This window comes from Amycolatopsis sp. NPDC104819, from assembly GCF_055583145.1.
In genome coordinates this window covers 476398-501924 of the sequence record NZ_JBVJON010000004.1, presented here as the reverse complement: position 1 = coordinate 501924, position 25527 = coordinate 476398, and the positions used below count along the sequence as shown (strand labels likewise).

The window sequence follows — 25527 nt, the reverse complement described above, 5'->3', positions numbered from 1 at the left end:
GACTGGTTCCAGGAATAACGCACCAGGCCCGGAAAACGCAATACTCGTGCTAGGCTCCGAAAGTGTTGAACACCGCGTGATCATGACCCTGACCAGCACTTTTATCACCCACGTCGCAATCAGGAAATACATTTTTCGCACGTGGATGACAATGGCGCCCGAATACCTGGAGAACCGCGTGGAACTGACCGGACGGGTCGTCGTGCTGACCGGCGCGGCGCACGGGATCGGAGCCGCCATGGCGCGCCGCTTCGCCGCCGAGGGGGCGGCCGGGATCGTCGTGTCCGATGTCGACGGCGCGGGCGCCGAGCGGGTCGCGGGCGAGATCACGGCCGCGGGCAGTCGGGCCGTCGCGCTGACCGCCGACGCGACGTCCAAAAAGGACCTGAAGGCGCTGGTCACGACGGCGCGCGCGGAGTTCGGCCCGGTGGACCTGTTCTGCGCCAACGCGGGCGCGGCCTACGGCACCGGGGTGCACGCGGCGGACGAGCAGTGGGCGAAGTCGTGGGAGCTCAACGTGATGCAGCACGTCCACGCCGCGCAGGTCGTGCTGCCCGAGATGCTCGCGCGCGGCGAGGGTTACCTGCTGCTCACGGCGTCGGCCGGCGGGCTGCTCGGCACCCCCGGCGACGCGCCGTACTCGGTCACCAAGCATGCGGCCGTCGGCCTCGCCGAGTGGCTGGCGATCACCTACCGGCCGCGTGGCGTGCGGGTCAGCGCGCTGTGCCCGCTCGGCGTCCGGACGGCGCTGCTCGAACCCGGCATCGCCGCCGGCCACCCGGCCGCGCTGGCCATCGCCGCGGCGGCGCCGCTGCTCGAGCCCGAAGACGTCGCCGAGGCGGTCGTGCGCGGGCTCGGCAAGGAGGAGTTCCTGATCCTGCCGCACGAATCCGTGCGGGAGACCTTCGCGCGCAAGGCACGCGCGGTCGACGCGTGGATCGACGAGATGGCCGTCCAGGGAGGCTGAGAAGTGGAGTACCGCAGGCTCGGCGCGAGCGGGCTCGCCGTGAGCGAGATCGCGTACGGCAACTGGCTGACGCACGGCGAGGACGGCTGTGTCGCCGCCGCGCTGGACGCCGGGGTCACGACGTTCCACACCGCGGCGGCCTGGGCCGGCGGCGCGGCGGAATCGGCGTACGGCAAGGCTTTTGCGGGGATGCGCCGCGACGAGCTCGTGCTGTGCACCGGTGTCTTCTGGCCGGAGGGCCCGGGGCCGAACGACGCCGGGCTCAGCCGGAAGCACGTGATCGCGTCCCTGGAGGGGTCACTGCGGCGGCTGCGCACCGACCACGTCGACGTCTACCAGCTGCTGCGCTTCGACTACCGGACACCGGTCGCGGAGACGTTCCTCGCGCTCTCGGACCTGGTGCGGCAGGGGAAGATCCGGTACGTCGGCACGTCGGAGTGGACAGCCGAGCAGCTGCTGCAGGCGAACGAGGCGGCGGCGCGCCACGACGTGCCGTTCATCGCCAACCAGCCGCATTACTCGATGCTGTGGCGGGTGGCGGAGGCGCAGGTGATGCCGGTGGGCGAGCGGATCGGCGTCGGCCAGTTCGCGTCGGTGCCGCTCGCTCAGGGCGTGCTGACCGGCAAGTACCGGGGCGGGCGTATCCCGGCGGGCTCACGCGCGGCCGGGCCGGCGCACGCCCGGCCGTTGCTGATGCCGGAGCTGCTGGAACGGGTGGAGCTGCTGCGCGGCGTCGCGGACGACGCCGGCCTGACGATGGCCCAGCTGGCGCTGGCGTGGGTGCTGCAACACGAGACCGTCGCCTCGGCGGTGGCCGGCGCGAGCACGCCGGAGCAGGTCACGGAGAACGCCAAGGCCGCCGGCGTCCGGCTGGACCTCGACGTGCTCACCCGCGTCGACCACCTGCTCGGCAGTTTTGTCCAGACCGATCCGCGGCTGGTGTGGTCGCCCCCGGCGTTCTCAGCCTGAGCCGAGGCAGACGAACGGGCGGCGGAACGGGTCGACGGCGATCGCGTCCGCCAGCGCCAGCGCCGGGCTGTCGCGGACGGCGAGGGCCCGGTAGTAGTCGTCCATCGCGGCCGCCGACGCGAGGTCGCCGACCCGCGACAACGGCGCGATCACCGTGCGCGAGCCGCTCGCCAGCAGGGCACTGGCGAACCCGAGGGCCTCGTCCCCCGGCCGGATCCGGTTGAGCGCCAGCTCGCACGCGGCGAAGACGACCTGCCGCGGCGGCTGCCGCAGCCCGGCCATCTCGTGGCCGAAGAGGGCACCGTCGGCCAGTTCGAGCCGGGAGAACAGGGCGTTCTCCGGCTCGTGCGCGCCGTGCGCGGCGAAGTGCGCGAGCTTCGCGCCGTCCATCGCCCGCAGCACGGACTTCACGGTGGCCTTGGCGCCGGTCATCGTCGTCGCGGTGCGGTAGTGCGTGGTCAGCTTCTCGAGCTCACCGCGCGCGCCGGCCAGCCCCGGCCCGCGGACCAGCACGATCTTGCGCGCCCGCGGCGACTTCGTCAGCTCGGCGGCGAGCCATGCGGTCGCCGACGGCGCGACGACGGTCGGCCGCCCCCGCAGACCCGGCAGCACGCCCCACGGCACGGCGTAGAGCGGCCCGGTGGGAACGACGACCAGCCGGCGGTCGCCGATCAGCTCGGCCAGCGGCTCGATCAGCAGCGCGTCGAGCTTGTCGGCCTGCTTGCGCGCCGAGGCCATGACCACCTCGGCCAGCCGCTCGGGCAGGTTGTCCGGCGCGAGCGCGTCGAGATCGACGTTGAGCACCCGCGCCGACTCGCCGGCGGCCTCGGCGGACCCGAGCCGCACGAGCCGGCACTCACCCCCGGCGACCACCACGGCGACCAGCTCGTCCCCGGAAGCGGCGAAGCTGACCAAGGCTCGTTCACCGAGCTGCGCGACCACCTCGCTGAGCCCCGCCACCGGCCGCGGCCGGCCCCAGCGCCCGGTGTGCCACCCGAGCCGCTGGGCCTCCCGCAGCCGTTCGTTGTACTTCGCCCGCAGGCCGGCGATCGGGTGGCCGTCGTGCTGGGCCTCCTGGATGGCCTGCCCCAGACCCCGCACCTCGGCCACACGCGCGGCGAGCTCGGGATCGGTCCCGGCGGACAGCGGCTCGTAGCGGTAGGTCTGCGCGCGAGTCCGTTCGAGCCAGACGAACAGCCGCCGGGCGTCGTTGCGTTCCAGCACGAGCTTGACGGCCAGATCGGCGAGCTCCTGCCCGTGCAGGGCGGTCCCGGAGACGAGGTCTAGCCCGCCCATCCGGTCGCGGACGGCGTCAAGCTCGGTGAGCCCGGACCGGATCTCGGTGAGCGCCCGCGCCCGGCTCCCCTGCGCGACGGCGAGCTCGGCCCGGCAGAGCCGGCGAAGCATCCGGTAGTCGATCGGGGTGAGCTGCCCGGGACGCGGGACCTTGCGCAGGGTTTCGATGGCGCGCTTGAGGTTGCCCCGCCGGATGTCCAGCCGGACGGCGAGCATCCGCGCGGTCGCGGCCTGGTCGGTCAGCTGCGGGGTCGGCATCTTGTCGGCGGCGCGCAGCGCCTTGGTCGGCAAGCCGGCGGGGATGCTGCCGCTTTCCAGCGCGTCTCGCGCGTCGGCCTTCAGCCCCATCAGGGTCGCGTTGGCCGTGCACGTCAGGCAGCCGACCTTCGACATCCGGCGACGCGCCGAGTAAGCCATCTCCCGGGCGAGCTCGACGTCGTCGCCCATCAGAGCCGCCGAGGCACGGTATAGCTCGGCCAGGGCCAGCTCCCGGCTGATGCTCTGTTCCTCGACCATGACCGGCAGGATCTCGTCGAGGTGGGCGCCGGCCTCGTCCGCGAGCCCGGCCGCGAGCAGCGCCTCGGCCTGCGCGAGCCGCAGGGTCGGCGGGATCTCGAGGTCGAGCGCCCGGTAGCTGCGCTCGCACTCGTCGTAGAGCCGAAGCGCCTCGGGCACATCGCCCATCCGGAGCGCGAGCGTGCCCAACGTCCGGCGCGTGCTCGCCGCGTTGCCGCGCAGCTCGTACTTCTCGGCGAGCTCCAGCGACCGGGTCAGGTCGGCCTGGGCTTCGCGGACGTTGCCCAGCCGGATGTGGACCCAGCCCCGCGAGGCCAGGGTCATCGTGAACGCGCCCATCCGCGACTCGGGCTCGGGCCCGTTCGCCAGCCGGAACTCGTGGTGCTCGATGGCCCGGTCGAACGAGACGAGGCTTTCGTCGTTGCGCCCCACGCCCATCAGCCGCATGGCGTAGTTGTGGTTCAGGGACCCGTTGAGCTCGGCCCGCAGCACCGGGTCTTCCACCGCGTTGATCAGCAGCCGGACGTCGTCCAGGCCCGCGAGGCCCGCGGCGAGATCGTTCGAGATCTCCGAAGACACCGCCGTCAGCGTGCTGGCCAGCCGGATTCTGGTCACCAGCCAGTCGGTGCGGAACCCGGACGGCACCGGGTGCACCGAGTCCAGCAGGCTCATCCCGCGGCGCAGCAGGCGAAGACTCTGGTGGTACCGCGCGACACACGACGCGTCCGCGGCGTCCTTCTGCAGGGCGTGAACCCTCTCGATCACCTCGGAGGGGTTCAGGTCAATCACGGGCACCCACCTATGACAGCACAGGCTTCGGCAAAAAGAAGCCCGCCTACCGGTAGATCAGCAGGCGGGCTTGCCTCCACGAGGCGGAACTCAGGCCTTGACGTCCTGATAGCAGCCGTTCGCGCATTCCGTGTGGACCGGGTGGTCGACGTGGACCTTGCCGTCCGCGTCGGTCCACTGGACCACGGGCGTCGGTTCCGGCGTCGGCTCCGGGGTTCCTTCGGGCTTGGTGTCCGTGGGCGTCGACATGGTCGATCTCCTCTCCCCTGGGGATCTGCATGGGGACGCTCGCCGTGACGGTGAGTTCCCCTCGCGGGGCCCTCTCCCCGCGAACGGCCCAATAGTTCCACAACGGAGCAATGATCGGGAGGGTTTTCGCTACGGAAAGTCAGACCGACCGCCGTGAACAGGCCAAATGTCGACAGTGGAACGTCCTAACGGGTGAAGTCTGTAACGACGGTGTGCCTCGCTGTGCACCCCGCGCGGTGGCCAGGCGGGCGTCAGGCGCGCCTGGCCGTCACCGCCGCGTGGACGGCGGTCACCAGCCGGACGTTCTCCGGGGCCGCACCGCCGGGGAAGGCGAAGCGACGGCGGTTGTAGCCGTACGCGAGCCCCGAGCGCGGGTCGGCGAACGCCTGCGAGCCGGCCGCGCCGCTGTGGCCGAACGCGCCCTGGCCCAGGACCGGGTAGTCGTCCGACACGATCGCGAAGCCGAGCCCGAACGCGTTGTGGTTGCGGGTCGACAGGTCGTCGCCGATCGAGTGGATCTGCGCGAACTCCGCCGCGGTCTCGGGACGGAGCAGCCCGCCGAGCACCGCCGCGTACATCCCGGCCAGCCCGCGCGCCGACGCGACACCGCCGACCGACGCCGGGCTCAGCTGCCGGATCACCTTGATGTTCGGCAGGTCCCAGAGCTCCGGCGCCTTCGGGTGGTTGCGGTTGAAGGCGATGCCGCTGATGCTGTCCGCCCCGCTCGCGGCCGCCTCCAGCTCGGCCAGCTGCTCCGGTGTCGGCAGCATCGGCTGCGTGGTCAGGAACCGCGGCTCCAGCTCCTCCGGCAGCCCGAGGTGGAAGTCGAGCCCGAACGGCTTCCGGACGCGCTCCTCGTAGTGCTCCTGGATGCTGCGGCCGGTGACGCGCCGGACCACTTCGCCGGTCAGCGCGCCGATCACCAGCGCGTGGTAACCGAACGCCGTGCCCGGCCGCCAGTACGGCCGCTGCGGCGCGAGCCGCTCGGCGATCACCCGGTCGTCGGCAAGCTCTTCGGCCGTGAACCCGTGGTCGGCGCCGACCACGCCGGCGCGGTGCGCGAGCAGCTCCCGCAGCGTGATCCGCTCCTTGCCCGCCGCGCCGAACTCCGGCCAGTAGTGGCTGACCCGCTGGTCGAGCTCGAGCACCCCGTCCTGGACGAGCAGCGCGACCACGAGGTGCGCGGCGCCCTTGGTCGAGGAGAACACCCCGGTCAGCGAATCGGCGGTGATCTCGGGACCGGTCCACAGGTCGACAACGCGTTCACCGTCGACGTGCGCGACGAGCTGCGCGGCGTAGTCACCCCCTTCCTCGGCCGCAACGGCGGCGAACTCCGCGCGGACCGGCTCGAACCCGTCGGCGACGGTCCCCTGGATGTCCTCGGACGACATGGCGGCTCCCTCGGTGTGTGTGCGCCTGCGCCAAGGTGCAACCGAGGCCCGGCCGCCGTATTCCGGGTGCCGAGGGGTGGGCCTGCGGCGTAGCGATCCGCGCACGAACCAGGACGACGAGCGCGCCCCACAGCAGCGACACCAGCCGCCGTCGCGACGACGAGCCCAGCGACCATCAGGATCGTGGCGAGCCACGGGAATCCGGTGGCGCTGTCCTGCTCTTCGGCGAGCCGCGGCGCGCAGGTACGACGCGCCGACCGGGTAGCCGAGGCGGTTGTTCGCGCGCCGTCTCGACGAGCCCGGGGGCGGTAACGCGGGACCGTCCGGAGCTGATGTTCCCGGCATGGGGGCACCTGAGTTCGAAGCCGAAGCAGGAGAAACCATCCGGCCCGGCCGTGGCCTGGCGATCGCGTCGGTCGCGATCGGCGCGTCCGGCCTGACGCTGGCCGTCGCGACCTGGGCGGCCTGGCTGATCGTCCGGCCGCAGGTCGTTTCGGCCTGGGTGTATTCCTGGGTCTCGCAAGCGTTCTTGCTCGTGCTCGGCGCCCTCTGGTTCGCGCTGCTGCCGATCAGCGTGCTGGCACTCGTCTTCGGTGTCTACGCCGGCGCCCGCACCCGATCCGGCCCGGGCCGGATCGGCGCCGCGCTCGCCGTGATCACGGTGCTGCTCGCGCTGTCGGGCGCGGCCGTGTTCGCGACGACCTCGTGGCGACACGTCGGCCCACCGGTCGCGTACTTCGACAACCAGGGCGGGTTCCCCGGGTAGGGCGCCCTAGCAGGTGGGTAACCCTCGGATCATGAAGCTGACCTCCACCGTGCTCGGCACTCCGGAACCGCGTGCGCTCGCCGAGTTCTACTCGATCCTGCTCGGCTGGCCGATCAAGACCGACGAGCCGGAGTGGGTGACCCTGCGCCCGGACGACGGCGGCGCCGGGTTGTCGTTCCAGCTGGAGACCGGGCACGTCCCGCCGGTCTGGCCGCCGGCCGAGGGCGGCCAGCAGATGCAGCTGCACCTCGACATCGAAGTCGACGACCTCGCGGCGGCCACCGCCACCGCGACGGCCGCGGGCGCCACGGTCGCGGATTTTCAGCCGCAGGAGGACGTCCGGGTCTGCCTCGATCCGGCCGGGCATCCGTTTTGCCTCTGGAAGCGTGAATGAGGTGACGCCCCGCGTTCGATCGGTCACAGGATCCGCTATGTTCGACTGAGGTCCTGTTTCCGGCGAACGGAGTTGAGCCCTGTGGGGGTGCACCGGATCTGGCACCACGGACTGGTCCCCACCGAGGGGAAACGCCCCCTGGACGCGTTGCGCAGCAGGCTGATCACGCGCCAGCGGCAGCACGAGGACTACAGCGTCACCGATCTCGGCTCGTCCGACGACGGCGGCTCGCGCCGGTGCGACCTGAAGTTCGCGTGGACGGGCGGCGAAGGCCGCTACTCCGTTCAGGTACTGCTTTCGCTGTGCTATCACGCCGGAGAGGACCGGGTGGCGTGGTTGCTGGCCGCGGCGTGCACCCGGCCGTGGAGCGCCGGCCACGAAGCGCCGGCGCACCGGATCGGCCTGGAGGAGCTGGGCGCAGGCGGCAGTGACGAGATCCCGATCGAAACGCCGGTGCTCGCGATGCGGGGCTGGTCGAGCCAGGAGTGCGACCGGGTCGCCGATCTGCTGGGCGAGGCGCTGACGGCGTCGTGGCGGACGTCGGCGGTGCTGGTGCTCACCGAGCCGCCGACGGTGCCGGTCGACGGCTGGCCCGGTCTGGTCAACGTGTTCGACGTCGACGACCGCTTCCGCCGCACCCTGAACCGGCACCTGCCGCTCGGGTGCGCGGTGCCGCAGGGCGCGCGGCTGTACGTGCCGCCGTGCGACCAGCTCCCCGACTTCGTCGAGACTGCCAGCCCGGTGTCCGGCGAGGCCCTCCAAGGCGCGATCACGCGGCTCATCCAGACGCGGAGCCGGACGCCGCTGCCCGAGGAGTGGGCCGAGGTGCCGAGCGTCCGCTCCTGGTACGCAACGGATCCGTTCGCCTCGCCGGAGCGAGAGCCCGACGCCGAGCTGACGGAGAAGCTGGGCCGCGCCGAGCGCGAGCTGGCCGAGGCGCGGGGTGTGATCACGATCCTGCGCAAGAAGGCGAAGGCCGACGCCGAGGACCGGGACCGCCACGCCGGGGAGGTGAAGACACTTCGCCACCGCCTGGACGAGCTTTCCGCGGCCGAAGTCGCCTGCCTGCGGGAGCAGCTCGCGCAGCTTCAGGAGGAGCTGGACGACTACGCCCGGGCGTTCGAGGAGACGGAGGCCGAGCGCGACGAGCTGAGACGCGTCAACGGCCTGCTGGCGGGCCGCCTGGCCCGGCACCACGCCGCGGACGAGGTGACCGCGGCCGAGCGGCCGCCGGAAGAGTTCCCCAGCTTCGCCGAGCTGATCGGCGCCGCGACGGTGAAGCTCAAGCACCTCGCGATCACGGCCGAGCCGGCCCCGGCCGCGATCCTCGACCACCACCCGAAAGCTGCCGCCTGGCGCCGCAAGGCGTGGGACGCGCTCCGCACCCTCGACGCCTACGCCTGCGCGCGGACCTCGTTGCTCGGCTCGGGCCGCGACCCGGGGCCCGAGCTGTCGGACGTGCTCGCGTTCGCCCGGACCGGCCAGCCGGGTTCGCTGATCAGCGCCAACATCATCGCCCTGGCCGAGTCGGACACGGTGACCACGAACGAACGGCTGCGCCAGGCGCGCACGTTCCGCGTCGACCCCGAAACGAACCCGGCCGGCCGCGACTACTTCGGCGCGCACATCGCCCTGGAGCGCTTCAAGTCGCCGGCGCCCCGGCTGCACTTCCTCGACGACACCGACGGCACCGGCACGGTGTACGTCGGCTACCTGGGCGCCCACCTTCCGACGTCCAAGACCAACTGAGCGAGAATCACGCGCATGACGGAGCTCGCGCGGAAGGACCTGGCCTACTGCCGGATCGCTCGCGGTGACCGGGTGCTGTTCCTGCGCCGCCGCCCCGGGGTTTTCCTCGCGGGGCGGTGGGAGCTGCCGGGCGGCACGGCCGAGCCGGGCGAGCGCTTCGAGGCCACGGCGGAACGGGAAGCGGCGGAGGAGACCGGGCTGAAAGTGCGCGTCACGGAAGAACTGTGGCGTGATTCGTGGCCCGACGTCGCCGGGCGGGCGATGCGGGTGCACGCTTTTGTCTACGCCGCCGAAGAAGACGACACGAGCGACGTTGTGCTCAATCCGGAAGAGCACGACGACTTCGCCTGGCTGACGACGGCGGAGGCGCGGGAGCGGGAACTGCCACCGCATTTCCGGCGATGGCTCGGTCGGTAGACGTTTTCCGTTTCGCAGCGCCACTTCGGTGAGTCGATGGCGCTGCGGGAATCTTCGCGGTTCGGTCATGGCAACGACGCTACCCGAACACCTGTGCGACGGTAATCGCTGGATCGGGTGATGATCGACGGTGGCGGACGGCCGGATTTTTGTTGCCCCGCAACGGAAATCCGCGCCGGGACGCCCTGGGTACCCCCGATTTCCACACTAGCGGAGGCCACCGACAAAATCGGGAAAGCGGGTCGTCCGAGGCAGCATGAGACGAAGACAGGTCTTCTTCGCCGGCAGGTGGCGGGGCATCGTCGCCGGGCCACCCGACCGTGGCGGACTCCTCAGGAGGCGATGGCCTCGTTGATCGCCAGCAGCTCCTGCGCGGTGCGTGTGGCGGTGAACTCGATGACGTCGTACCGGGCGAGCCGCTGGACCACGAACGGGTCGCTGGCGAGGATCGCGTCGAGCGTGCCTCGCAGCACGGAGCGGGTCAGGATGACGTGGTCGGCCGCGCCGGTGCCCTTTCCGGAAACGAGGAAGACCCCTTTCGTGAATTGTTTGCGCACCCAGTCCGAATGGTCCGGGAGCGCGTAGTCGACTTCTGTTTCGGGTGCTGTGTAGGTCAGCAGTGCGATGTACATGATTCGATGGTAGGACTCCGGCGCCCGTGCCGCATCCGCCTGGCGAGTGGCCCCGGACACCACTTCACCCATAGTCCGGTCAAGAACCAATCAATTTCTTTACCAGCGCTTTTTCAATTCTTCTCCGCCGCCGTACGCCCGTCGTCGTACGGCGTGGTGTCGACGCCGGGACGACGCGGCCGGCGCCACACGAGGGCCACACTTCGGGGCCATGAACGCACTGACCCGGATCTGGCAGGACGGCAGGCGAACCGAGCGGATCGCCTACGTCGTCGGCGCGGCGCTGTTCCTCAGCGGCGTCGCGCACGCCGTCGTGCTCCTCGCGACCGGCGGCTCGTGGCTAGGCCCGCTGTCGATGCGCAAGGCCGTCACGTTCGGTCTCTCGTTCGGGCTGACGCTGGTGTCGGTCGCCTGGGCAACGTCGTTCCTCACCGTCCGCCTCCGGTGGCGCTCGACCCTGCTCGGCGCGTTCACCGCGGCGAGCGTCGCCGAGGTCGTGCTGGTCAGCATGCAGGCCTGGCGCGGTGTGCCCTCGCACTTCAACTTCGAGACGCCGTTCGACAACGTCGTTTCGATGACGCTCGCGGCGGGTGGCGGGGTGATCATCCTGACCGTCATCGGCTTCACGGCCGCCGCGCTGGTCGAGCCGGGTCCGGACGCGCCCAGCCTCCGCCTGGCGATCCGCGCCGGCTTGGTCGTCCTCCTGGTCGCGCTGGCCACCGGCGCCGTGATGATCGCCCGCGGCGTGGTGCTGGCCCGCGGCGGCGACCCGGAAGGCGCGTACACGACCGCCGGCTCGCTGAAGCCGCTCCACGCGGTCGCGATGCACGCGATCCTCGTGCTGCCCGCGCTGGCCTGGCTGCTGCGGTTCACCCGGTGGCCCGAGGCGCACCGGCTGCGTGTCGTCGTCATCGCCGTCGTCGCCGACGCCCTGCTCACCGCGGTCATCGGCGTCGAGTCCTTCGCCGGGGTCGGCCCGCTGGCCGCGCCGCTGCCGGTGCTGGCGTTGTCCGTGCTGGCGCTGGCCGTGCTCGCCGGCACCGGGGCCTACGCGCTGACCGGCATTGAACCGCCCGTCCGATTCGCACGTATCCCCGATGGGAAGGCAAGGGGCCGGTAAAGCGGCGGACGGAGATCACGCGTGCGGCACGGTATGACCACCCACGGCCTATTCCAGCAGAGCCAGGCCCACAGCCCGTCGTTCTTCTCCGTGGCGAGGGCGATGGGCCAGCACGCGGACGACCTCGCGGACTTCTGCATCCCCTGCAACCCGTACTTCCCCACCGACGCGATGTTCGGCGAGCTGGAGCGGAACCTCCGCACCATCCTCAAGTTCTACCCGAGCGACGCCGGCGCGATCACCGCGCAGCTGGCGCACGTGCTGCGGCTCAACCCGTCGACGATCTCCCTGGCCAACGGCTCCACCGAGCTGATCACCTGGATCGACCGGCTGCTCGTCGGCTCGAGCGTGGCGGTGCCGATCCCGACCTTCGGCCGGTGGACCGACCAGCCGCTCGAGACCGGCAAGCGCGTCGACATGTTCCTGTTGAAGGAGGCGAACAACTTCGAGCTGCGCGTCGACGAGTACATCGAGTTCATCAAGCGGCGCGGCTCGCGGGTCGCGGTGCTGTGCAACCCGAACAACCCCGACGGCGGGTACCTGCCGCGGCGCGAGGTGGTCCGGTTCATGGACGCCCTCGAGGACCTCGACCTGGTGGTGATCGACGAGTCGTTCATCGACTTCGTCGAGGTCGAGATGAACCCGTCGGTGGCCGCCGAAGCCGTCGTGCGGCCGAACGTCATCGTGCTGAAGAGCCTGGGCAAGAACTTCGGGCTGCACGGGATCCGGTTCGGCTACCAGGTGTCGAACCCGGCGCTGACCCGCAAGCTGTCGGCCGCGCTGCCGAAGTGGAACCTGAACTCGCTGGCCGAGACCGTGATCTTCATGCTCGCCGAACGCCGGGCGGAGTACGAGGAAAGCCTCAAGAAGCTCGCGCTCGACCGGTTCATGATGAACTCGCAGCTCTCGCAGTTCCAGGAGCTGACGGTGTACCCGTCGCAGGCGAACTTCCTGCTCGTCAAGCTGCCCGGCTCGGTCGACGGCGCCGAGCTGTGCGACTACCTGCTCGCCGAGCACCACCTGCTGGTGCGCCAGTGCGGCAACAAGATCGGTATGACCAGCCAGTTCATGCGTTTCGGGGTGCGGCCGGACACCGAGGTCGAGCGGCTGGTCGAGGGCCTGCGCGGGGTCGAGCGGCTCGGCGGCGGCCGGCACGCGACGCCGACGATCGAGCTGGTGTCGCACTCCCGCGAGCAAGAACGGTCGATCAGCTGAGCACGTGGGCCATGGCCGACTTCTCGGCGAACACCCGGCCGTTCGCCGACCTCGACCGCTCGGGCCGCACCCGCAGGCTGCGCCGGCTCGCCGAAGCCGCCTTGACCTCCTACGACGTCCCCGTGGCCCGGCTGACCCCGCTCGGGCGCGGGCTCAACACGACGTTCCGCGTCGACGGCGCGGACGGCGGCCGGTACGTCCTGCGGGTGCAGCGACCGGACGGGCCGGGTGTCGCGCAGGTGCGGTCCGAGATGGCCTGGCTGGCCGCGCTGTGCCGGGAGACCGACCTCGCGGTTCCGCGGCCGGTGCCGACGCGCGGGCGCGACCTGGTCACCGTCGTCGCCGACCCGGCGGTGCCGGAGCCGCGCACCTGCGTGCTCTGCCGCTGGGTCGACGGCCGGTTCGTCGACGAGCGCCTCGGCCCGCCGCAGCTGTACTCGCTGGGCGAGCTGACCGCGCGGCTGCAGCAGCACGGCGGGCGGATGAACGGCCTCGACCGCGGCCGGGTCGACGACCTCACCGAGTTCGGCCGCTCGCAGGTGAACGGCTTCTCCGACGTCGTGCTCGAGCGGGCGATCGCGCAGGCCGGCGGCGACGCGTCGGTCCGCGCCGCGGTGGAGCGGATCCGCGGGGTGCGCGCCGAGCTGGGCTTCGGCGACGACGTCTTCGGGCTGGTCCACGGCGGCCTGCACCAGGAGAACTACCTCTTCCACCGGGGCCGGGTGCGGGTGATCGGCTTCGACGGCTGCGGGTTCGGGCACTACGCCTACGACCTCGCCGTGACGATCGGCGAGCTGGCTCACCTGCCGCAGCGGGACAGCCTGCGCGAAGCGCTGCTGGACGGCTACCGGTCGGTCCGGCCGGGCGGCGCCACCACCGACCCGAAGGTCCTGGCCGCCTTCGTCGCGCTTCGCCGCTTCCAGCAGCGTCTCCGGTGACGTTATAGCGCGGCGCTACAATTGCTACATGGCCGGACGATCGAGTGACACGACGAGCACGCGTGACCGCCTGCTCCTGGCCGCCGGCCAGCTCCTGCACGAAGCCGATGGTGGCCCGGTTTCGACCCGGGCGATCTGCGAGCGCGCCGGCGTCCAGGCCCCCACGCTCTACCACCACTTCGGCAGCAAGCAGGGCCTGCTCGACGCCGTGGTGAACTACGGCTTCACCCAGTACGTCCAGGCGCCTTCGGCCGGCGGTGACCCGGTCGACCGGGTCCGCGCGGGCTGGGACCGGCACGTCGAGTATGGCCTGGAGCACCCCACGTTCTACGTGCTGCTCTACGGCCAGATCGAGCCGGGCGTGCCGTGCAACCTGACCTCGAGCGCCGAGGCGATGCTGCTGGAGCTGTTCACGCCGCTGGCGCGCGACGGGCAGCTGCGCGTCGAGGCGGCCGAGGCCGCGCGGCAGTTCGCGGCGGCCAACAGCGGCGTCACGCTGAGCCTGATCGCCCAGCCCGAAGGAAACCGCGACCTGGCGATGTCCACGCAGGTCAGGGAGGCCGTGCTCGCCGGGCTGCTCGCCGAGCCGCCGGCCGGGGACTCCTCCGTCGGCAGCCTGGCGGTCGCTTTGTCGACCGCGCTCGCGGACGACGTCGACGCGTTGACCCCGACCGAGCGCGGGATGCTGCGGGAGTGGCTGCACCGGCTGGCCGCCTGACATCCGCGCGCTACATTTGCTACATTGACGTCTATAGCCAATGTAGTGGAGGTAGACATGCAGCTCGGCACGTTCGGCGTCTTCCTGGCCCCGCACCGCGACGACGTGACCCGCAAGGCGCACGCGGTCGCGGCCGACCGGCTCGGGTACGGCACGGTCTGGTTCGGCACCGGCTCAGCCTCGATCGGCGACCTCGCGTTCGTCGAGGACGTGCTGGCCTCGACCGAGCGGATCACCGTGGCGACCGCGATCGTCAACATGTGGTCCGACGACCCGGAGCCCCTCGCCGAGTCCTACCACCGGCTGGCGGGCCGGTACGGAAAGCGCTTGCTGCTCGGCGTCGGTGTCGGGCACCCGGAGTCGGTCACCCGGTACCGCAGCCCGTACGACAAGATCGTCGACTACCTCGACCGGCTCGACGCGGCCGGTGTCCCGGTCGAAGCCCGCGTCCTCGCCGCGCTCGGCGACCGCGTCCTGAAACTGGCCGCCGAGCGCACCGCGGGCGCGCACCCGTACCTCGTTCCGGTGAGCCACACCCGGCACGCGCGGTCGGTCCTCGGCGCGGGAAAGCTGCTCGCGCCCGAGCAGAAGGTGGTCGTCGACGACGACCCGGTGGCCGCGCGCGCCATCGGCCGCCCGTTCGTCGAAACGCCGTACCTGAGCCTGAGCAACTACGTGAAGAACCTGCTGCGCCACGGGTACACGCCGGACGACGTCGCCGGCGCCGGCAGTGACCGGCTGATCGACGACCTCGTCCGGCACGGCACACCCGAGACGCTCGCGAAGGGGCTGCGGTCCCATGTGGACGCCGGCGCCGACCACGTCGCGGTCCAGGTGCTCGGCCCCTCACCTGACGCGGAGGCCGAGCACCACCGGATGCTCGCCGAGGTCCTGCTCTGATCAGCCGGGCGCCGGGGCCAGCGCGTTCAACGCGGTGACGATCGTGGCCTCCTCGTAGGCGAAGTGGGTGTCCAAAGCGGACGCCAGCCGGTCGAACTCCGCGCGCAGGCGGACCGGATCGGTCTCTTCGTCGACGAGCCGCCGGATCTCTTCCTGCAGCCGGGCGACACCGACGTGCTCCTCACCGAGCTTCGTCAACGCGGGCGCGAGCGCCGGGAACTGCCGGGCCAGCATGGGGAAGATCGCGGTGTCCTCGCCGGTGTGGTGCCGGGTGAGCGCGGAGCAGAAGCCGAGGCACCGCTGCTCGAAGTGCAGCGGGTCGCCGGAACCCAGCCGGCCACGCAGTTCCCGCAGCTCGGCGCGCAGCCAGTCGTGCACCTCGACGATCCAGTCCCCCATCCGCCGCACCCGCTCGAGCCGGTGCAGGACGAGCACCGGCAGCACGCGGGTGGTCCGCGCCTGGTAGTCCGCGAACCCCGGTTCCCGCGCGATGACCTCGGCGAACAGGCGGTCGCGGTCGGGCGCGAGCGCGGCCATCGCCTCGAACGACTCGTCGCCGGTGTCGACGGTCACCAGCGGGTTGTGGCGGATGTTGTGGTACCAGGCGGGATGCTTCGGGGCGCCCATCGCGGACGCGACGACGACGAGCTGGCCGTCGATGTCCAAGGATCCCAGGGGAACCCGGTGCGGCCGGCCCGTGCGGGCGCCGGTGGTGGTGAGCGTGATCAAACGTGGTCCTTTCCGATGTGGAGTGGCAGTGGAGCTCATCGGAGGCAGGAGAACGGCACGACGGAGGCACCCGTCTGCCCGGAAGGGAAACGACGTGGTTCACGAGAGACACCGACGTGTCGATCTCAAAGGGGGCTGAGTAGCCACTACCTCCGTGCGTAGGCCCATCCGGGGCGCATCCCCACGGTAGCACGGATCAGCGCGTGGCCTCCGCGGCTTTTCGCGCGTCTTCGGCGGCTTCGTCGGCTTGTTCGAACTTCTCCTTGGCTGTCTCGAACTCCGCCGTCGCGCGCTCGGCGCGTTCCTCGGCTTCTTCGAGACGCGTGCGCAGGTCGTCGACGCGGGCCTTGGCCTGCTCGGCCGCGCGCTCGGTGCGGACGAGGTCGCGTTCGGCCACCGCGCGCTCCTTGGCGAGCTCGGTGGCCTCCTTGCGCAGGCGCTCGCGTTCGGCGCGGACGCGTTCGCGCTCCTCGCGTTCCTCCCGCTCCCGGCGACGGTCCTTTTCGGCCTTCTCGGTCCGCTTCGGCTTCGCCGGCTCGGCCTTGTCGACCAGCTTCGCGGGACGCTTGCCACTCGTCGGCGGGGCGGTGGTGGCCTCGAGCGTGAACCACTGGTCGGCGTCCTGGTGCGCGACCGAAGTCAGCCGCCCGGCCAGGGCGAGCGCCGCGGTGCCCGGATCCGCCGCGACGGCCTCCAGGGTCGCCTCCACCTCACGCGAGACGGAGTCGCTCATCGACGGCAGGCCGTGCAGGATCCCCCGCACCAGCTCGCCGCGGCGCCGGGTCAGCGCCCGCAGGTCGTCGCCGGCCAGGCGGGAGTGGGCGTCACGCAGCTCGTCCCCGAGCTCGGCCAGCTCACGCAGCTCGTCCGGGTCTTCCCGGGCCAGGCCGTTGACGATCGCGGCGGCCGTGGTCGGCTTCCGCAGCTCCTTGATCTTCGCCGCGAGCTCGGCGTCCCCCTCGGCTTTCGCCGCCTTCGCCGCCGCGTTGCGCGCGCTGACGAACTCCGCGAGGTCACCCCCGTAGAGCTCGCCGGCCACCGTGTCGAAGTCCATCGGGTCCCAGCGAACCACATCGGACTGGTGCGAGCACCTGTGACGCGTCATCATCGGGACGGGGACGACGAAGGGATGAGGCGTGTTCTTCGATCTGGGTGTCCGGGACTTCCTCGACCGCGCGGAAACGGTGTACCCGGACCGCGTCGCGGTGGTCGACGAGCCGAACCAGCCCGCGCCGAGCTGGGGTTCGCTCACCTATCGCGAGGTCGCGAAGCGCGCGCGGGCGCAGGCGGCGAACCTCGACGCGCTGGGCGTGCCGGTCGGCGGCCGCGTCGCCATGGTGTCGCACAACGCCGCGCGGCTGCTCGTGTCGTTCTTCGGGGTGTCCGGCTGGGGCCGGATCCTGGTGCCGGTGAACTTCCGGCTCGCCCCGGCCGAGGTCAAGTACATCGTCGAGCACTCCGGCGCCGAGGTGCTGATCGTCGACCCCGAGCTGGAGCACCTGCTGGACACGGTCACGGCGAAGCACGTCTTCGTCCTCGGCCGCGACGACGACGCGATCTGGGGCGGCGAGGGTTCACCGCGGCCGTGGGCGGGCGACGAGTCGGCGACGGCGACCCTCAACTACACCTCGGGCACCACGGCGCGGCCGAAGGGCGTGCAGCTCACCCAGCGCAACATCTGGCTCAACGCGATGGTGTTCGGCCTGCACACGACGTTGACCGACAACGACGTCCTGCTGCACACGCTGCCGATGTTCCACTGCAACGGCTGGGGCATGCCGTACGCGGTGACCGGCCTCGGCGGGCGGCACATCGTGCTGCGGAAGGTCGACGGCACCGAGATCCTCCGGCGCATCGACGAGCACGGCGTGACGATCTTGTGCGCCGCCCCGGCGGTGGTCACCGCGGCCCTCGACGGCGCCGCGACCTGGGAGGGCGAGATCCCCGGCCGCGACCGCGTCCGGCTCGTCGTGGCCGGCGCCCCGCCGCCGACCCGCACGATCGAGCGGGTGCGGGCCGAGCTGGGCTGGGAGTTCATCCAGATCTACGGGCTCACCGAGACCTCGCCGCTGCTCACGGTCAACCGCATGCGCAGCGAGTGGGAAGATCTCGACCCGCACGAGCAGGCGAAGCTGCTCGGCCGCGCGGGGACGCCGGCGCTGGGTGTCCGGATCGGCATCGACACCGACGGCGAGGTGCTCGCGCAGTCGAACACCAACCTCGACGGCTACTGGGAGAACCCGGCGGAAACCGAGCGGGTGCAGGAAGGCAACTGGTTCCACACGGGCGACGGCGGGTCGTTCGAGGACGGCTACCTGACGATCGCCGACCGCAAGAAGGACGTGATCATCTCCGGCGGCGAGAACGTGTCGTCGATCGAGGTGGAGGACGCCCTGAGCTCGCACCCGGCGGTCCGCGAGGCCGCGGTGATCGGCATCCCGGACGAGAAGTGGGGCGAGCTGGTGACGGCGCTCGTGGTGACGTCGGCGGAAGTGACTTCGGACGAGCTGATCAAGCACTGCCGGGAGTACTTGGCCGGGTACAAGTGCCCGAAGCGGGTGGAGTTCCTCGAGGAGCTGCCCAGGACGGCGACGGGGAAGATCCAGAAGTTCAAGCTGCGGGAGCCGTTTTGGAAGGACCAGGGTCGTCAGGTGAACTGAGGTTCTTCTTCGACGCGGGTTCCGGAGTTGTGCTGTGGGGTGACGAGCCGCCGCTGAGTGCCGGGCTGCGGGCTTCGCTGGACAGCTTGGTCGCGCAGTACGACGAGTCGCTGAACTGGGACTACCCGCCGGACCCCGGGCCGTGGCGGGAGGCCCGGTGCGCGCGTTTCAACGCCGATGTCCGGGCGGTGCTGGCGCGGTTGCGGGCGGAGCTGGGGCCGGCTTGGGTGATCGAGGACGGCTTTGTCGAGCTGCACGAGGATCAGGAGCTGGACCGGTACCTCGCCGACCCGAAGGGCTTCAAACGGTCGTCTTCGTGACGACGAGGCTTCCGCCGGAAGACCGCAGCACCGAGTAACCGTCCTCCCAGCGCTGCGCCTGCTCCAACGCCGCCAGGGACGCTCGCTCGGCGGGTTCAGGTGGATGCCCGCCAGGTGGGCCGCGTCCTGCTGGGCCAGTGACGTCGTGATCGACGTCCCCCAGTCGCCGCCTTGGGCGCCGTAGCGGGCGTAGCCCAGGCGGGCCATCAGCGTCGCCCACGTCGCCGCGATGCGCTCGATGCCCCAGCCCGGCGACGCGGGTTTGTCGCTGAAGCCGTAGCCCGGCAGCGACGGGATCACCAGGTGGAACTCCTCGGCGAGCGGCTCGATCACCTTGCCGAACTCGAGGAATGAGCTCGGCCAGCCGTGCGTGAGCAGCAGCGGGAGGGCGTCCGGACGCGGCGACCGCACGTGCAGGTAGTGGATGCCCAGGCCGTCGATTTCCGTGCGGTACTGCGGAAACCGGTTCATCCGGGCTTCCACGGCACGCCAGTCGTAGCCGGAAGCCCAGTAGTCGCACAGGGAACGCAGGTAGGCCACCGGCGATCCGGAACGGCGTGCTCACGCGGGCGTGTAGGTCAGCTGGACGACGCCGTTGCCGAACGTCGAAGACTTCTTGAGCACCAGCGGAAACCCGGGCCCGTCAGTGGGGAACAGCCGTTTTCCCCGGCCCACGACGACCGGGTAGAGCAGCAGGTTCAGCTCGTCGACCAGCCCCTCGGTCAGCAGCCAGCGCACCGCGGTCGTGCTGCCGCTGGTCATGATGTCGCCGCCGGCGGACGCCTTCAGCGTCCGGACCGCCTCGGCCGGGTCACCGGTCAGCAGCGTCGAGTTCTTCCAGCCGACCTCGGACAAGGTCGACGAAAGCACGTATTTCCGGACGTTGTTCATGAACTCGGCGCCCTCGTCGTCCTCGGCGGTCCGCCCGGGCCACGCCTCGGCGAACCCTTCGTAGGTGACGCGGCCGAGCAGCATGGCGTCGGCGGCGGCCATCCCGCTGCCGACGGCCCGGCCGATCTCGTCGGTCCAGTACCGCAGCGACCACTGGTCCGGCGCCTCCACCACGCCGTCAAGCGAGATGAACAGGTTCGAAACAATCTTGCGCATGGGCCACTATAAACCGGCCACCGGCCCGGACCGTCCACTCGCGACGGTCACTCACAGGAGGTCGAGCGCGCGCCCCAAGGTCGTGAGGCGCGCTTCCAGCGTTTCGCCTGCCGGGTACAGCCGGACCGTGTCGATCCCCGTGTCGCGCCAAACGCGCAGCCGCTCGCGCACCATCTCCTCGGTGCCGATCAGCGTCGTGGCCAGCACCATCTCGTCGGTGACGAGCGCGGTCGCGCCGTCGCGGTCGCCGGCCTGCCAGCGTTCGCGGACCTCGGCGGCGACGTCCGCCCAGCCCTGGCGGCTGTAGGCGTTGTTGTAGAAGTTCGTGGTGGCCGAGCCCATCCCGCCGAGACTGAAGGCGAGCTCCTTCTTGCGGCCGCCGACCATCACGCGCAGCTCGTCTTCGTTGTCGGCGAAGGCGACTTCGGCGCCCTGGCAGACGTCGATGTCCTCACGCGTGCGCCCCGCCTTCGCGAGCCCGGCGTCGAGCGGCCCGAAGTACGCATCGGCGCCTTCGGGGACGAAGCTGGTGCCGAGCCAGCCGTCCGCGACCTCGCCGGTGAGCTCCAGCAGCTTCGGCGACAGCGTCGCGAGGTAGATCGGGATGTCCGGGTTCGGCGCCGTGGACAGCCGCATCGGGCGCGCCTCGCCGGGCAGCGGGATCTCGAACGTTTTGCCGGAGAACAAAACCTTCTCCCCGGCGAACGCCCGGCGGATGATCTCGACGGTTTCGCGCATGCGTGTCAACGGCTTCGCGAACGGGACGCCGTGCAGGCCTTCGATCACCTGCGGCCCGGACGGGCCCAGCCCCAGGGAAAACCGCCCGCCGGAGAGGTCGGCCAGCGTCAACGCGGCCTGCGCGATCGCGACCGGTGTGCGCGTGCCGAGCTGGATGATGCCGGAGCCGAGCCGGATCCGGTCGGTGCGGGCGGCGAGGTACCCGAGCGCGGACGGCGCGTCCGAGCCCCACGCCTCGGCGACCCAGCAGACGTCGAGGCCGAGCTTTTCCGCCTCCAGCACGAAGTCCAGCGTCGTGCGGGAGTCCTGCGAGAACTCGACCGTCGTCGCCGTCTTCACCGGCTCTCCACCCGCTCCTTGATCGCGGCGAGGTTGCCGGTCATCGCGGTTTCGAACTCCCGCAGGCGCACGAAGACGATCTTCTGTTCCTTCTCGGGCATCCGGTCGATGGCGAACGACAGCCCGGAGCGCCCGGGGCCCATCTGCATCCACTGCGAGAGCCGCGTGCCGCCGTTGTCGGCTTCGAGGGTGAACTTCCAGATCGCGCTCGGCTCGGCCGGGTCCGCGACGGCCCAGGCGAACACGCGCGGGGCTTCGCACTCGACGACGTACGACGTCGTCTCCCATTCGCCGAACGCGTCGTGCTTGCTCTTGCCGACGAAGGTGCGGCCGACCTCGCGCCATTCGACGGACTGCAGTTCGGCACTCAGGGACGGCATCACCGCGATGTCCGAGACGACCGGCCAGACCACCTCCGGCGCGGCGTCGATCCAGGTCGAGACCTCGGCCGTCGGCTTGTCCGCGTACCGCGCGCCGGTCCACTCCATCGTGGTCGCACCCCTCTCAGTGAGCCTCTGACCACGATAGTTGCGTAGATAGACCTAAGCTGTCAACGTCACTCCTGCCGCGCGAACCGAGCCTCGACGTCCGGGCGCAGCGCCAGCCGCGGCGGGAAGCCGGGGCCACGGCGCATCCGGGTGTCGTCCGGTGTCATCGGCTCACGGCACTCCGCGCAGACGATCTCGGCGTACGTGTCGTGTCCGCAGGCGGTGTGGTGCACGGTGATCGGCGGGCCGGCCTCGCCCGCCAGCCACTTGTCGCCCCAGCGGGTCATCGCGAGCAGCACCGGGTAGAAGTCGCGGCCCTTGTCGGTGAGCACGTAGTCGTAGCGCACCGGCTCGGTCTGGTAGGCGACCTTCTCCAGCAGCCCTTCTTCGACCAGCCGCTTCAGCCGGTCGGCGAGGGTGTTGCGCGCGATCCCGAGCGCCTCCTGGAACTCGTCGAAGCGGCGTACGCCGTAGAAGGCGTCTCGCAGGACCAGCGGAGTCCACCAGTCGCCCAGGAGGTCCATGGTGCGCGCGATCGAGCACGGCCACTGCGCGAACGAGGTCCGTTTCATGCGGCCGAGAGTACCCCGTTTTCCAGGAGGACTCAGCAGGTCAGCCGCATGACGACCCGCCGCGCGGTCGGACGGCTCACCTCCGTGAACCCCGCGGCGGCGAAGACGCCGGTGGTGCCGACGAACAGCTCACCGGGCCAGGCGACCGGCTGCCCGGGCTCGACGACGATCGGGTAGCCCTCGACCGCGCGGGCGCCCCGCTCGCGGGCGAAGTCCCCGGCGGCCTTCGCCAACGTGGCGCTCACCCCGCGCCGCCGGAACCCCTTGCGGGTGACAAAACACGTCACGGCCCAGACGCCGTCGTCCTGCTTGTCCTCGTCCCGGCCGTCCCAGACGACGCGGCTGCCGAGCAGCCGCCGGTAAGCGGTGCGCGGCTCGACCGCGCACCAGCCGGCGGGCTCGCCGTCGAGGAAGGCGACGAGTCCGGTCGCGTGGCCGGCCGTCTGCTCGCGGAGACGCTCGGCGCGCTCCTCGGCCGTCCCCGACTTCCACTGCGCGGGGGTGTCCTTGAAGTACTGGCAGCGGCAGCGGGCCGGGTCGCCGCGGTCGCCGAAGATCGCCTGCAGGTCCGCCCAGGACGCCTGGTCGACCGGTACGACAGTCAGCATCCTCCGACGCTAGACCAGGTGGCCGGTGGTCACGTCGACGTGGTCCGGCACCTCGTCGTGCTCGTCGCCGACCGAGAGCGTCCCGGCCGGTTCCACCAGGAGCACACTCGCGCCCGCCTTCGACGACGGCTTGTGGAACGTGCCCTTCGGCACCACGAACACGTGGCCGCGGGCCAGCGTCACGACCCGCTCGTCCGGGTCGCGCAGGCCGATCTCGATCTCGCCGTCGAGGACCAGGAAGAACTCGTCGGTGTCCTCGTGGACGTGCCAGACGTGCTCGCCGTCGAACCGCGCGAGCCGGATGTCGTAGTCGTTGACGCGGGTGACGATCCGCGGGCTCCACGCGGCGTCGAAGCTCGCGAGGACTTCGTTCAGGTCGATCGGGTTCATGCTCCCCATCGTCGACCTGGCGTTCCGGTCGCGGGAGTGCTAGGAATCGCACATGCCGCAAGAATTCTCGCACCGGGTCGTGGCGATCGTGACGGCGGAGTCGAACCCGTTCGAGCTGGGGGTCGCGACCGAGCTGTTCGGGCTGCGGCGGCCTGAGCTGGATCGGCCCTGGTACGACTTCACGCTCTGCGCGGCGACCCCGGACGTGCGGATGAACCTCGGCATGTTCACCCTCACCGGGGTCGCCGGGCTCGAGGCCGCCGACACGGCGGACACGCTGATCGCGCCGGCCCGGCCGGACACCGGCGTGCCCACGGACCCGGCGATCATCGCGGCGATCCGCCGCGCGGCCTCCCGGGGCGCCCGGCTCGTCAGCTTCTGCACGGGCGCGTTCGCGTTGGCCGAGGCCGGCGTGCTGGACGGCCGGCGCGCGACCACGCACTGGCAGTGGGCCGCCGAGTTCGCCGCGCGCTTCCCGGCGGTGCGCTGGGAGCCGGACGTCCTGTTCGTCGACGAGGGTGACGTCCTCACCGCGGCCGGCAGCGCGGCGTCGCTCGACCTCGGCCTGCACCTCATCCAGCGCGACCACGGCGCCGAGGTGGTCAACGCCGTCAGCCGCCGGCTGGTGTTCACCGGCCACCGCGACGGCGGGCAGCAGCAGTTCATCGCGCGCCCGGTGCCGGCGGTGCCGGACACGTCGCTCGCACCGGTGCTGGCGTGGGCGCTGGGCCGGCTGGACGAGCCGCTGACGGTCGCCGACCTGGCGGCCCGCGCCGCGACCAGCCCGGCGACGCTGCACCGGAAGTTCCGCGCGGAGCTGGGCACCACACCGCTGGCGTGGCTGACCACGGAACGCGTCACGCTGGCCTGCCGCCTGATCGAGCGCGGCGAGCTCCGGCTGGACCGGGTGGCATCGGCCAGCGGCTTCGGCACGGCGGCGAACCTGCGGCAGCAGCTGAGAAGGCACACGGGGTTGAGCCCGAGCGCCTACCGCCGCCGCTTCGGCCCGGCGGCCTGAGATCCGCTGACGACGACCTCGGCCAAAGCCGTGGTCAGCGCGTCCCGTTGCACCGCCACCGAGTAGGCAGCCGGGTCGGCCGCGGCCAGTACGTTGAGTCCCTCGACCAGTCCCACCAAGCTCTTCGTCGTCAGCTCGAGCCGCTCATCCGTCCACTCGGGACGGCAGAGCGCCACCAGCCGCCGGACGCGGGCCAGGAACGAGTGGTTCGCCGCTCGGTGGCGCTCGGCCAGGTCGTCGTCGGCCAGGGCCGCCGCCAGGAAGCCCACCCAGACTCGGGACTCCTCGTAATGACCGTGCAGCTGATCCACCGCGCAGCCGAGGACCACCGTCAGCGCCTCGGCGGGGTCGGTGGCCGCGGCTTCCGCGGCGTCGGCGCGGGCGGCGGTGCGGTCGTAGAGCAGGTCACGCGCGTGCAGCAGCAGCGCCTTCTTCGTCGGGAACGCGTGCAGCACCAGACCCGTCGTGCAGCCGGCGCGCTCGGCGACCGCGCGCAGCGTCAGCCCCGGCAGGCCGTGCTCCGCGAGCACCTGCCACACCGCGTTCGACAGCAGCTCCCGCTGCGCCCCCACGTCACGCTGTCTCGGCACAAAACCTCCTTCCCCGGAAGCGTAACAGGTGCTACGGTAACGCTTGTTACGAAACGGGGGTACCACCTGATGCTCGACTGCACGTTCGCGATCACCTCGGTGAGCTGGGACGATCCCGACGCCGTCCGCCTGCGCGAAGCCCAGCGCACCGAACTGGACGCGCGCTACGGCACCGACAACCACGAGCCCGGCGCGCCCCCGACCGCCGACACCGTCGCAGTCTTCCTCGTCGCGCGTGACGCCGACGGGGTCGCCCTCGGCTGCGGCGGGCTCCGGCCGCTCGGCCCGGGGTCGGGCGAGGTCAAGCGGATGTACGTCGAGCCGGCGGCCCGCGGCACCGGCGTCGCGACCGCGTTGCTGCGCGCCCTCGAGGACCACGCGCGCGACCTCGGCATCAAGCGGCTGCTGCTGGAAACCGGCGCCGGACAGCCGGACGCGATCCGCTTCTACCAGCGCGAAGGCTACGAGCCGATCGACGCCTACGGTCCGTACATCGGCGAAGCGATCTCACTCTGTTTCGCCCGCGACTTGTAGCTATCGGATTTCCGATGGCAGGCCAAGGCTGAGCTATTGGTGACCGGAGGCGCACCGGGCCTACCGTCGAGGGCACGGCGATCTGGGGTTCTTTTCGCCGTTCCCTCACGAACCGGAGTTTTCCCTTGCGTCTCAAGCAGATCGGCGTTGTGCTGGCCGCGGCCGCCCTCGCCCTGACGGCCACGCCCGCCCAGGCGGCGTCGAGGATCGTGCCCCTCGCCGCCGGGCAGCAGCCCGAGAACATCACCCTGGAGCCGGACGGCTCCGCCGACCTCACCTTCGCCTACACCGGCGAAATCGGCCGGGTCACCCCCGACGGCCGCGTCCGCATCATCGCCCGGATCCCCGTGCCGGACGACGGCGACGTCCCGGTCGTCCACAAGAGACTGTTCCTCGGCGGCATCGTGC

Annotated in this window: 28 protein-coding genes; 14 read left to right on the top strand and 14 right to left on the bottom strand. The window is 71.2% G+C overall.

Going from position 1 to position 25527, the window contains the following annotated elements:
- Positions 1–178 precede the first annotated feature (178 nt).
- Together ACZ63E_RS15245 and ACZ63E_RS15240 are read left to right on the top strand one after the other, a co-directional pair.
- Positions 179–967: an SDR family oxidoreductase gene (locus ACZ63E_RS15245; protein ID WP_465336518.1), complete on the top strand. Its 789-nt coding sequence runs from the start codon at positions 179–181 to the stop codon at positions 965–967.
- A 3-nt stretch (positions 968–970) separates the two neighbouring features.
- Positions 971–1936, top strand: a complete 966-nt coding sequence (locus tag ACZ63E_RS15240) for an aldo/keto reductase (protein WP_465336517.1) — start codon at positions 971–973, stop codon at positions 1934–1936.
- Here the strand turns inward: ACZ63E_RS15240 and ACZ63E_RS15235 are convergent.
- From ACZ63E_RS15235 to ACZ63E_RS15225, 3 genes are all read right to left on the bottom strand, one after another.
- A complete protein-coding gene (locus ACZ63E_RS15235; protein ID WP_465336516.1) occupies positions 1928–4543 on the bottom strand; it encodes a CHAT domain-containing protein in 2616 nt (871 codons plus the stop codon). The two genes, ACZ63E_RS15240 and ACZ63E_RS15235, sit on opposite strands and share 9 nt — an antisense overlap.
- An 84-nt stretch (positions 4544–4627) precedes the next feature.
- Positions 4628–4786 carry a hypothetical protein gene (locus ACZ63E_RS15230; RefSeq protein ID WP_465336515.1) on the bottom strand — a complete coding sequence of 53 codons (159 nt, stop codon included), beginning with the start codon at positions 4784–4786 and terminating at the stop codon, positions 4628–4630.
- A 251-nt stretch (positions 4787–5037) separates the two neighbouring features.
- Positions 5038–6177, bottom strand: coding sequence for a serine hydrolase domain-containing protein (locus ACZ63E_RS15225; RefSeq protein ID WP_465336514.1), 1140 nt, complete (start codon positions 6175–6177; stop codon positions 5038–5040).
- 343 nt (positions 6178–6520) lie between these two features.
- On the opposite strand from ACZ63E_RS15225, the gene ACZ63E_RS15220 reads away from it, so the two are divergent.
- The 4 genes from ACZ63E_RS15220 to ACZ63E_RS15205 all read left to right on the top strand — a co-directional run bounded on the left by ACZ63E_RS15220 (position 6521) and on the right by ACZ63E_RS15205 (position 9503).
- The gene (locus ACZ63E_RS15220) at positions 6521–6943 is read left to right on the top strand and encodes a hypothetical protein (protein ID WP_465336513.1); all 423 of its coding nucleotides are present in this window, start codon (positions 6521–6523) and stop codon (positions 6941–6943) included.
- Between the two features lie 31 nt (positions 6944–6974).
- Positions 6975–7337, top strand: a complete 363-nt coding sequence (locus tag ACZ63E_RS15215) for a VOC family protein (RefSeq protein ID WP_465336512.1) — start codon at positions 6975–6977, stop codon at positions 7335–7337.
- Positions 7338–7418: 81 nt separating this feature from the next.
- Positions 7419–9086: a hypothetical protein gene (locus tag ACZ63E_RS15210; protein ID WP_465336511.1), complete on the top strand. Its 1668-nt coding sequence runs from the start codon at positions 7419–7421 to the stop codon at positions 9084–9086.
- A 15-nt stretch (positions 9087–9101) separates the two neighbouring features.
- Positions 9102–9503, top strand: coding sequence for an NUDIX domain-containing protein (locus ACZ63E_RS15205; RefSeq protein ID WP_465336510.1), 402 nt, complete (start codon positions 9102–9104; stop codon positions 9501–9503).
- Between the two features lie 332 nt (positions 9504–9835).
- On the opposite strand, the gene ACZ63E_RS15200 is transcribed toward ACZ63E_RS15205, so the two are convergent.
- Positions 9836–10135 carry a YciI family protein gene (locus ACZ63E_RS15200; RefSeq protein ID WP_465336509.1) on the bottom strand — a complete coding sequence of 100 codons (300 nt, stop codon included), beginning with the start codon at positions 10133–10135 and terminating at the stop codon, positions 9836–9838.
- A 211-nt stretch (positions 10136–10346) separates the two neighbouring features.
- On the opposite strand from ACZ63E_RS15200, the gene ACZ63E_RS15195 reads away from it, so the two are divergent.
- The 5 genes from ACZ63E_RS15195 to ACZ63E_RS15175 are packed head-to-tail and all read left to right on the top strand — an operon-like array spanning position 10347 to position 15026.
- Positions 10347–11255 (top strand): hypothetical protein, encoded by a 909-nt coding sequence (locus ACZ63E_RS15195; protein ID WP_465336508.1) that lies wholly within the window; start codon positions 10347–10349, stop codon positions 11253–11255.
- A gap of 21 nt (positions 11256–11276) precedes the next feature.
- Positions 11277–12470: a pyridoxal phosphate-dependent aminotransferase gene (locus tag ACZ63E_RS15190; protein ID WP_465336507.1), complete on the top strand. Its 1194-nt coding sequence runs from the start codon at positions 11277–11279 to the stop codon at positions 12468–12470.
- 11 nt (positions 12471–12481) lie between these two features.
- Positions 12482–13408 carry a phosphotransferase enzyme family protein gene (locus ACZ63E_RS15185; RefSeq protein WP_465336506.1) on the top strand — a complete coding sequence of 309 codons (927 nt, stop codon included), beginning with the start codon at positions 12482–12484 and terminating at the stop codon, positions 13406–13408.
- A gap of 28 nt (positions 13409–13436) precedes the next feature.
- Positions 13437–14126, top strand: coding sequence for a TetR/AcrR family transcriptional regulator (locus ACZ63E_RS15180; protein WP_465336505.1), 690 nt, complete (start codon positions 13437–13439; stop codon positions 14124–14126).
- A 57-nt stretch (positions 14127–14183) separates the two neighbouring features.
- On the top strand, positions 14184–15026 hold the full coding sequence (locus tag ACZ63E_RS15175; protein WP_465336504.1) for a TIGR03620 family F420-dependent LLM class oxidoreductase: 843 nt from the start codon (positions 14184–14186) through the stop codon (positions 15024–15026).
- On the opposite strand, the gene ACZ63E_RS15170 is transcribed toward ACZ63E_RS15175, so the two are convergent.
- Both ACZ63E_RS15170 and ACZ63E_RS15165 read right to left on the bottom strand, forming a co-directional pair.
- Positions 15027–15755 carry a nitroreductase/quinone reductase family protein gene (locus ACZ63E_RS15170; protein WP_465336503.1) on the bottom strand — a complete coding sequence of 243 codons (729 nt, stop codon included), beginning with the start codon at positions 15753–15755 and terminating at the stop codon, positions 15027–15029. It abuts the gene before it with no gap.
- 196 nt (positions 15756–15951) lie between these two features.
- Positions 15952–16809 (bottom strand): hypothetical protein, encoded by an 858-nt coding sequence (locus ACZ63E_RS15165; protein WP_465336502.1) that lies wholly within the window; start codon positions 16807–16809, stop codon positions 15952–15954.
- 82 nt (positions 16810–16891) lie between these two features.
- Between ACZ63E_RS15165 and ACZ63E_RS15160 the strand changes: the two genes are divergently transcribed.
- Complete coding sequence (locus ACZ63E_RS15160) at positions 16892–18415, top strand: AMP-binding protein (RefSeq protein ID WP_465336501.1); 1524 nt, start codon at positions 16892–16894, stop codon at positions 18413–18415.
- Here ACZ63E_RS15160 and ACZ63E_RS15155 read toward each other — a convergent pair.
- The 7 genes from ACZ63E_RS15155 to ACZ63E_RS15125 form a co-directional block, all read right to left on the bottom strand.
- Positions 18403–19275, bottom strand: a complete 873-nt coding sequence (locus ACZ63E_RS15155; protein WP_465336500.1) for an epoxide hydrolase family protein — start codon at positions 19273–19275, stop codon at positions 18403–18405. The genes ACZ63E_RS15160 and ACZ63E_RS15155 overlap by 13 nt on opposite strands.
- Before the next feature lie 21 nt (positions 19276–19296).
- Positions 19297–19842 (bottom strand): dihydrofolate reductase family protein, encoded by a 546-nt coding sequence (locus tag ACZ63E_RS15150; RefSeq protein ID WP_465336499.1) that lies wholly within the window; start codon positions 19840–19842, stop codon positions 19297–19299.
- 51 nt (positions 19843–19893) lie between these two features.
- The gene (locus tag ACZ63E_RS15145; protein ID WP_465336498.1) at positions 19894–20919 is read right to left on the bottom strand and encodes an LLM class flavin-dependent oxidoreductase; all 1026 of its coding nucleotides are present in this window, start codon (positions 20917–20919) and stop codon (positions 19894–19896) included.
- Positions 20916–21407 (bottom strand): SRPBCC family protein, encoded by a 492-nt coding sequence (locus tag ACZ63E_RS15140; protein WP_465303183.1) that lies wholly within the window; start codon positions 21405–21407, stop codon positions 20916–20918. Before ACZ63E_RS15140 ends, ACZ63E_RS15145 begins: the two co-directional genes overlap by 4 nt.
- A gap of 68 nt (positions 21408–21475) precedes the next feature.
- A complete protein-coding gene (locus tag ACZ63E_RS15135) occupies positions 21476–21979 on the bottom strand; it encodes a winged helix-turn-helix transcriptional regulator (RefSeq protein ID WP_465336496.1) in 504 nt (167 codons plus the stop codon).
- A gap of 32 nt (positions 21980–22011) precedes the next feature.
- On the bottom strand, positions 22012–22587 hold the full coding sequence (locus tag ACZ63E_RS15130; RefSeq protein ID WP_465336495.1) for a GNAT family N-acetyltransferase: 576 nt from the start codon (positions 22585–22587) through the stop codon (positions 22012–22014).
- Between the two features lie 9 nt (positions 22588–22596).
- Positions 22597–22986, bottom strand: coding sequence for a cupin domain-containing protein (locus ACZ63E_RS15125; RefSeq protein WP_465336494.1), 390 nt, complete (start codon positions 22984–22986; stop codon positions 22597–22599).
- 43 nt (positions 22987–23029) lie between these two features.
- Here ACZ63E_RS15125 and ACZ63E_RS15120 point away from each other — a divergent pair, with 43 nt between their 5' ends.
- On the top strand, positions 23030–23995 hold the full coding sequence (locus ACZ63E_RS15120) for a helix-turn-helix domain-containing protein (RefSeq protein WP_465336493.1): 966 nt from the start codon (positions 23030–23032) through the stop codon (positions 23993–23995).
- On the opposite strand, the gene ACZ63E_RS15115 is transcribed toward ACZ63E_RS15120, so the two are convergent.
- Complete coding sequence (locus ACZ63E_RS15115) at positions 23965–24585, bottom strand: TetR/AcrR family transcriptional regulator (protein ID WP_465336492.1); 621 nt, start codon at positions 24583–24585, stop codon at positions 23965–23967. The genes ACZ63E_RS15120 and ACZ63E_RS15115 overlap by 31 nt on opposite strands.
- Before the next feature lie 69 nt (positions 24586–24654).
- Between ACZ63E_RS15115 and ACZ63E_RS15110 the strand changes: the two genes are divergently transcribed.
- Positions 24655–25119, top strand: coding sequence for a GNAT family N-acetyltransferase (locus ACZ63E_RS15110; RefSeq protein WP_465336491.1), 465 nt, complete (start codon positions 24655–24657; stop codon positions 25117–25119).
- Positions 25120–25527 lie beyond the last annotated feature (408 nt).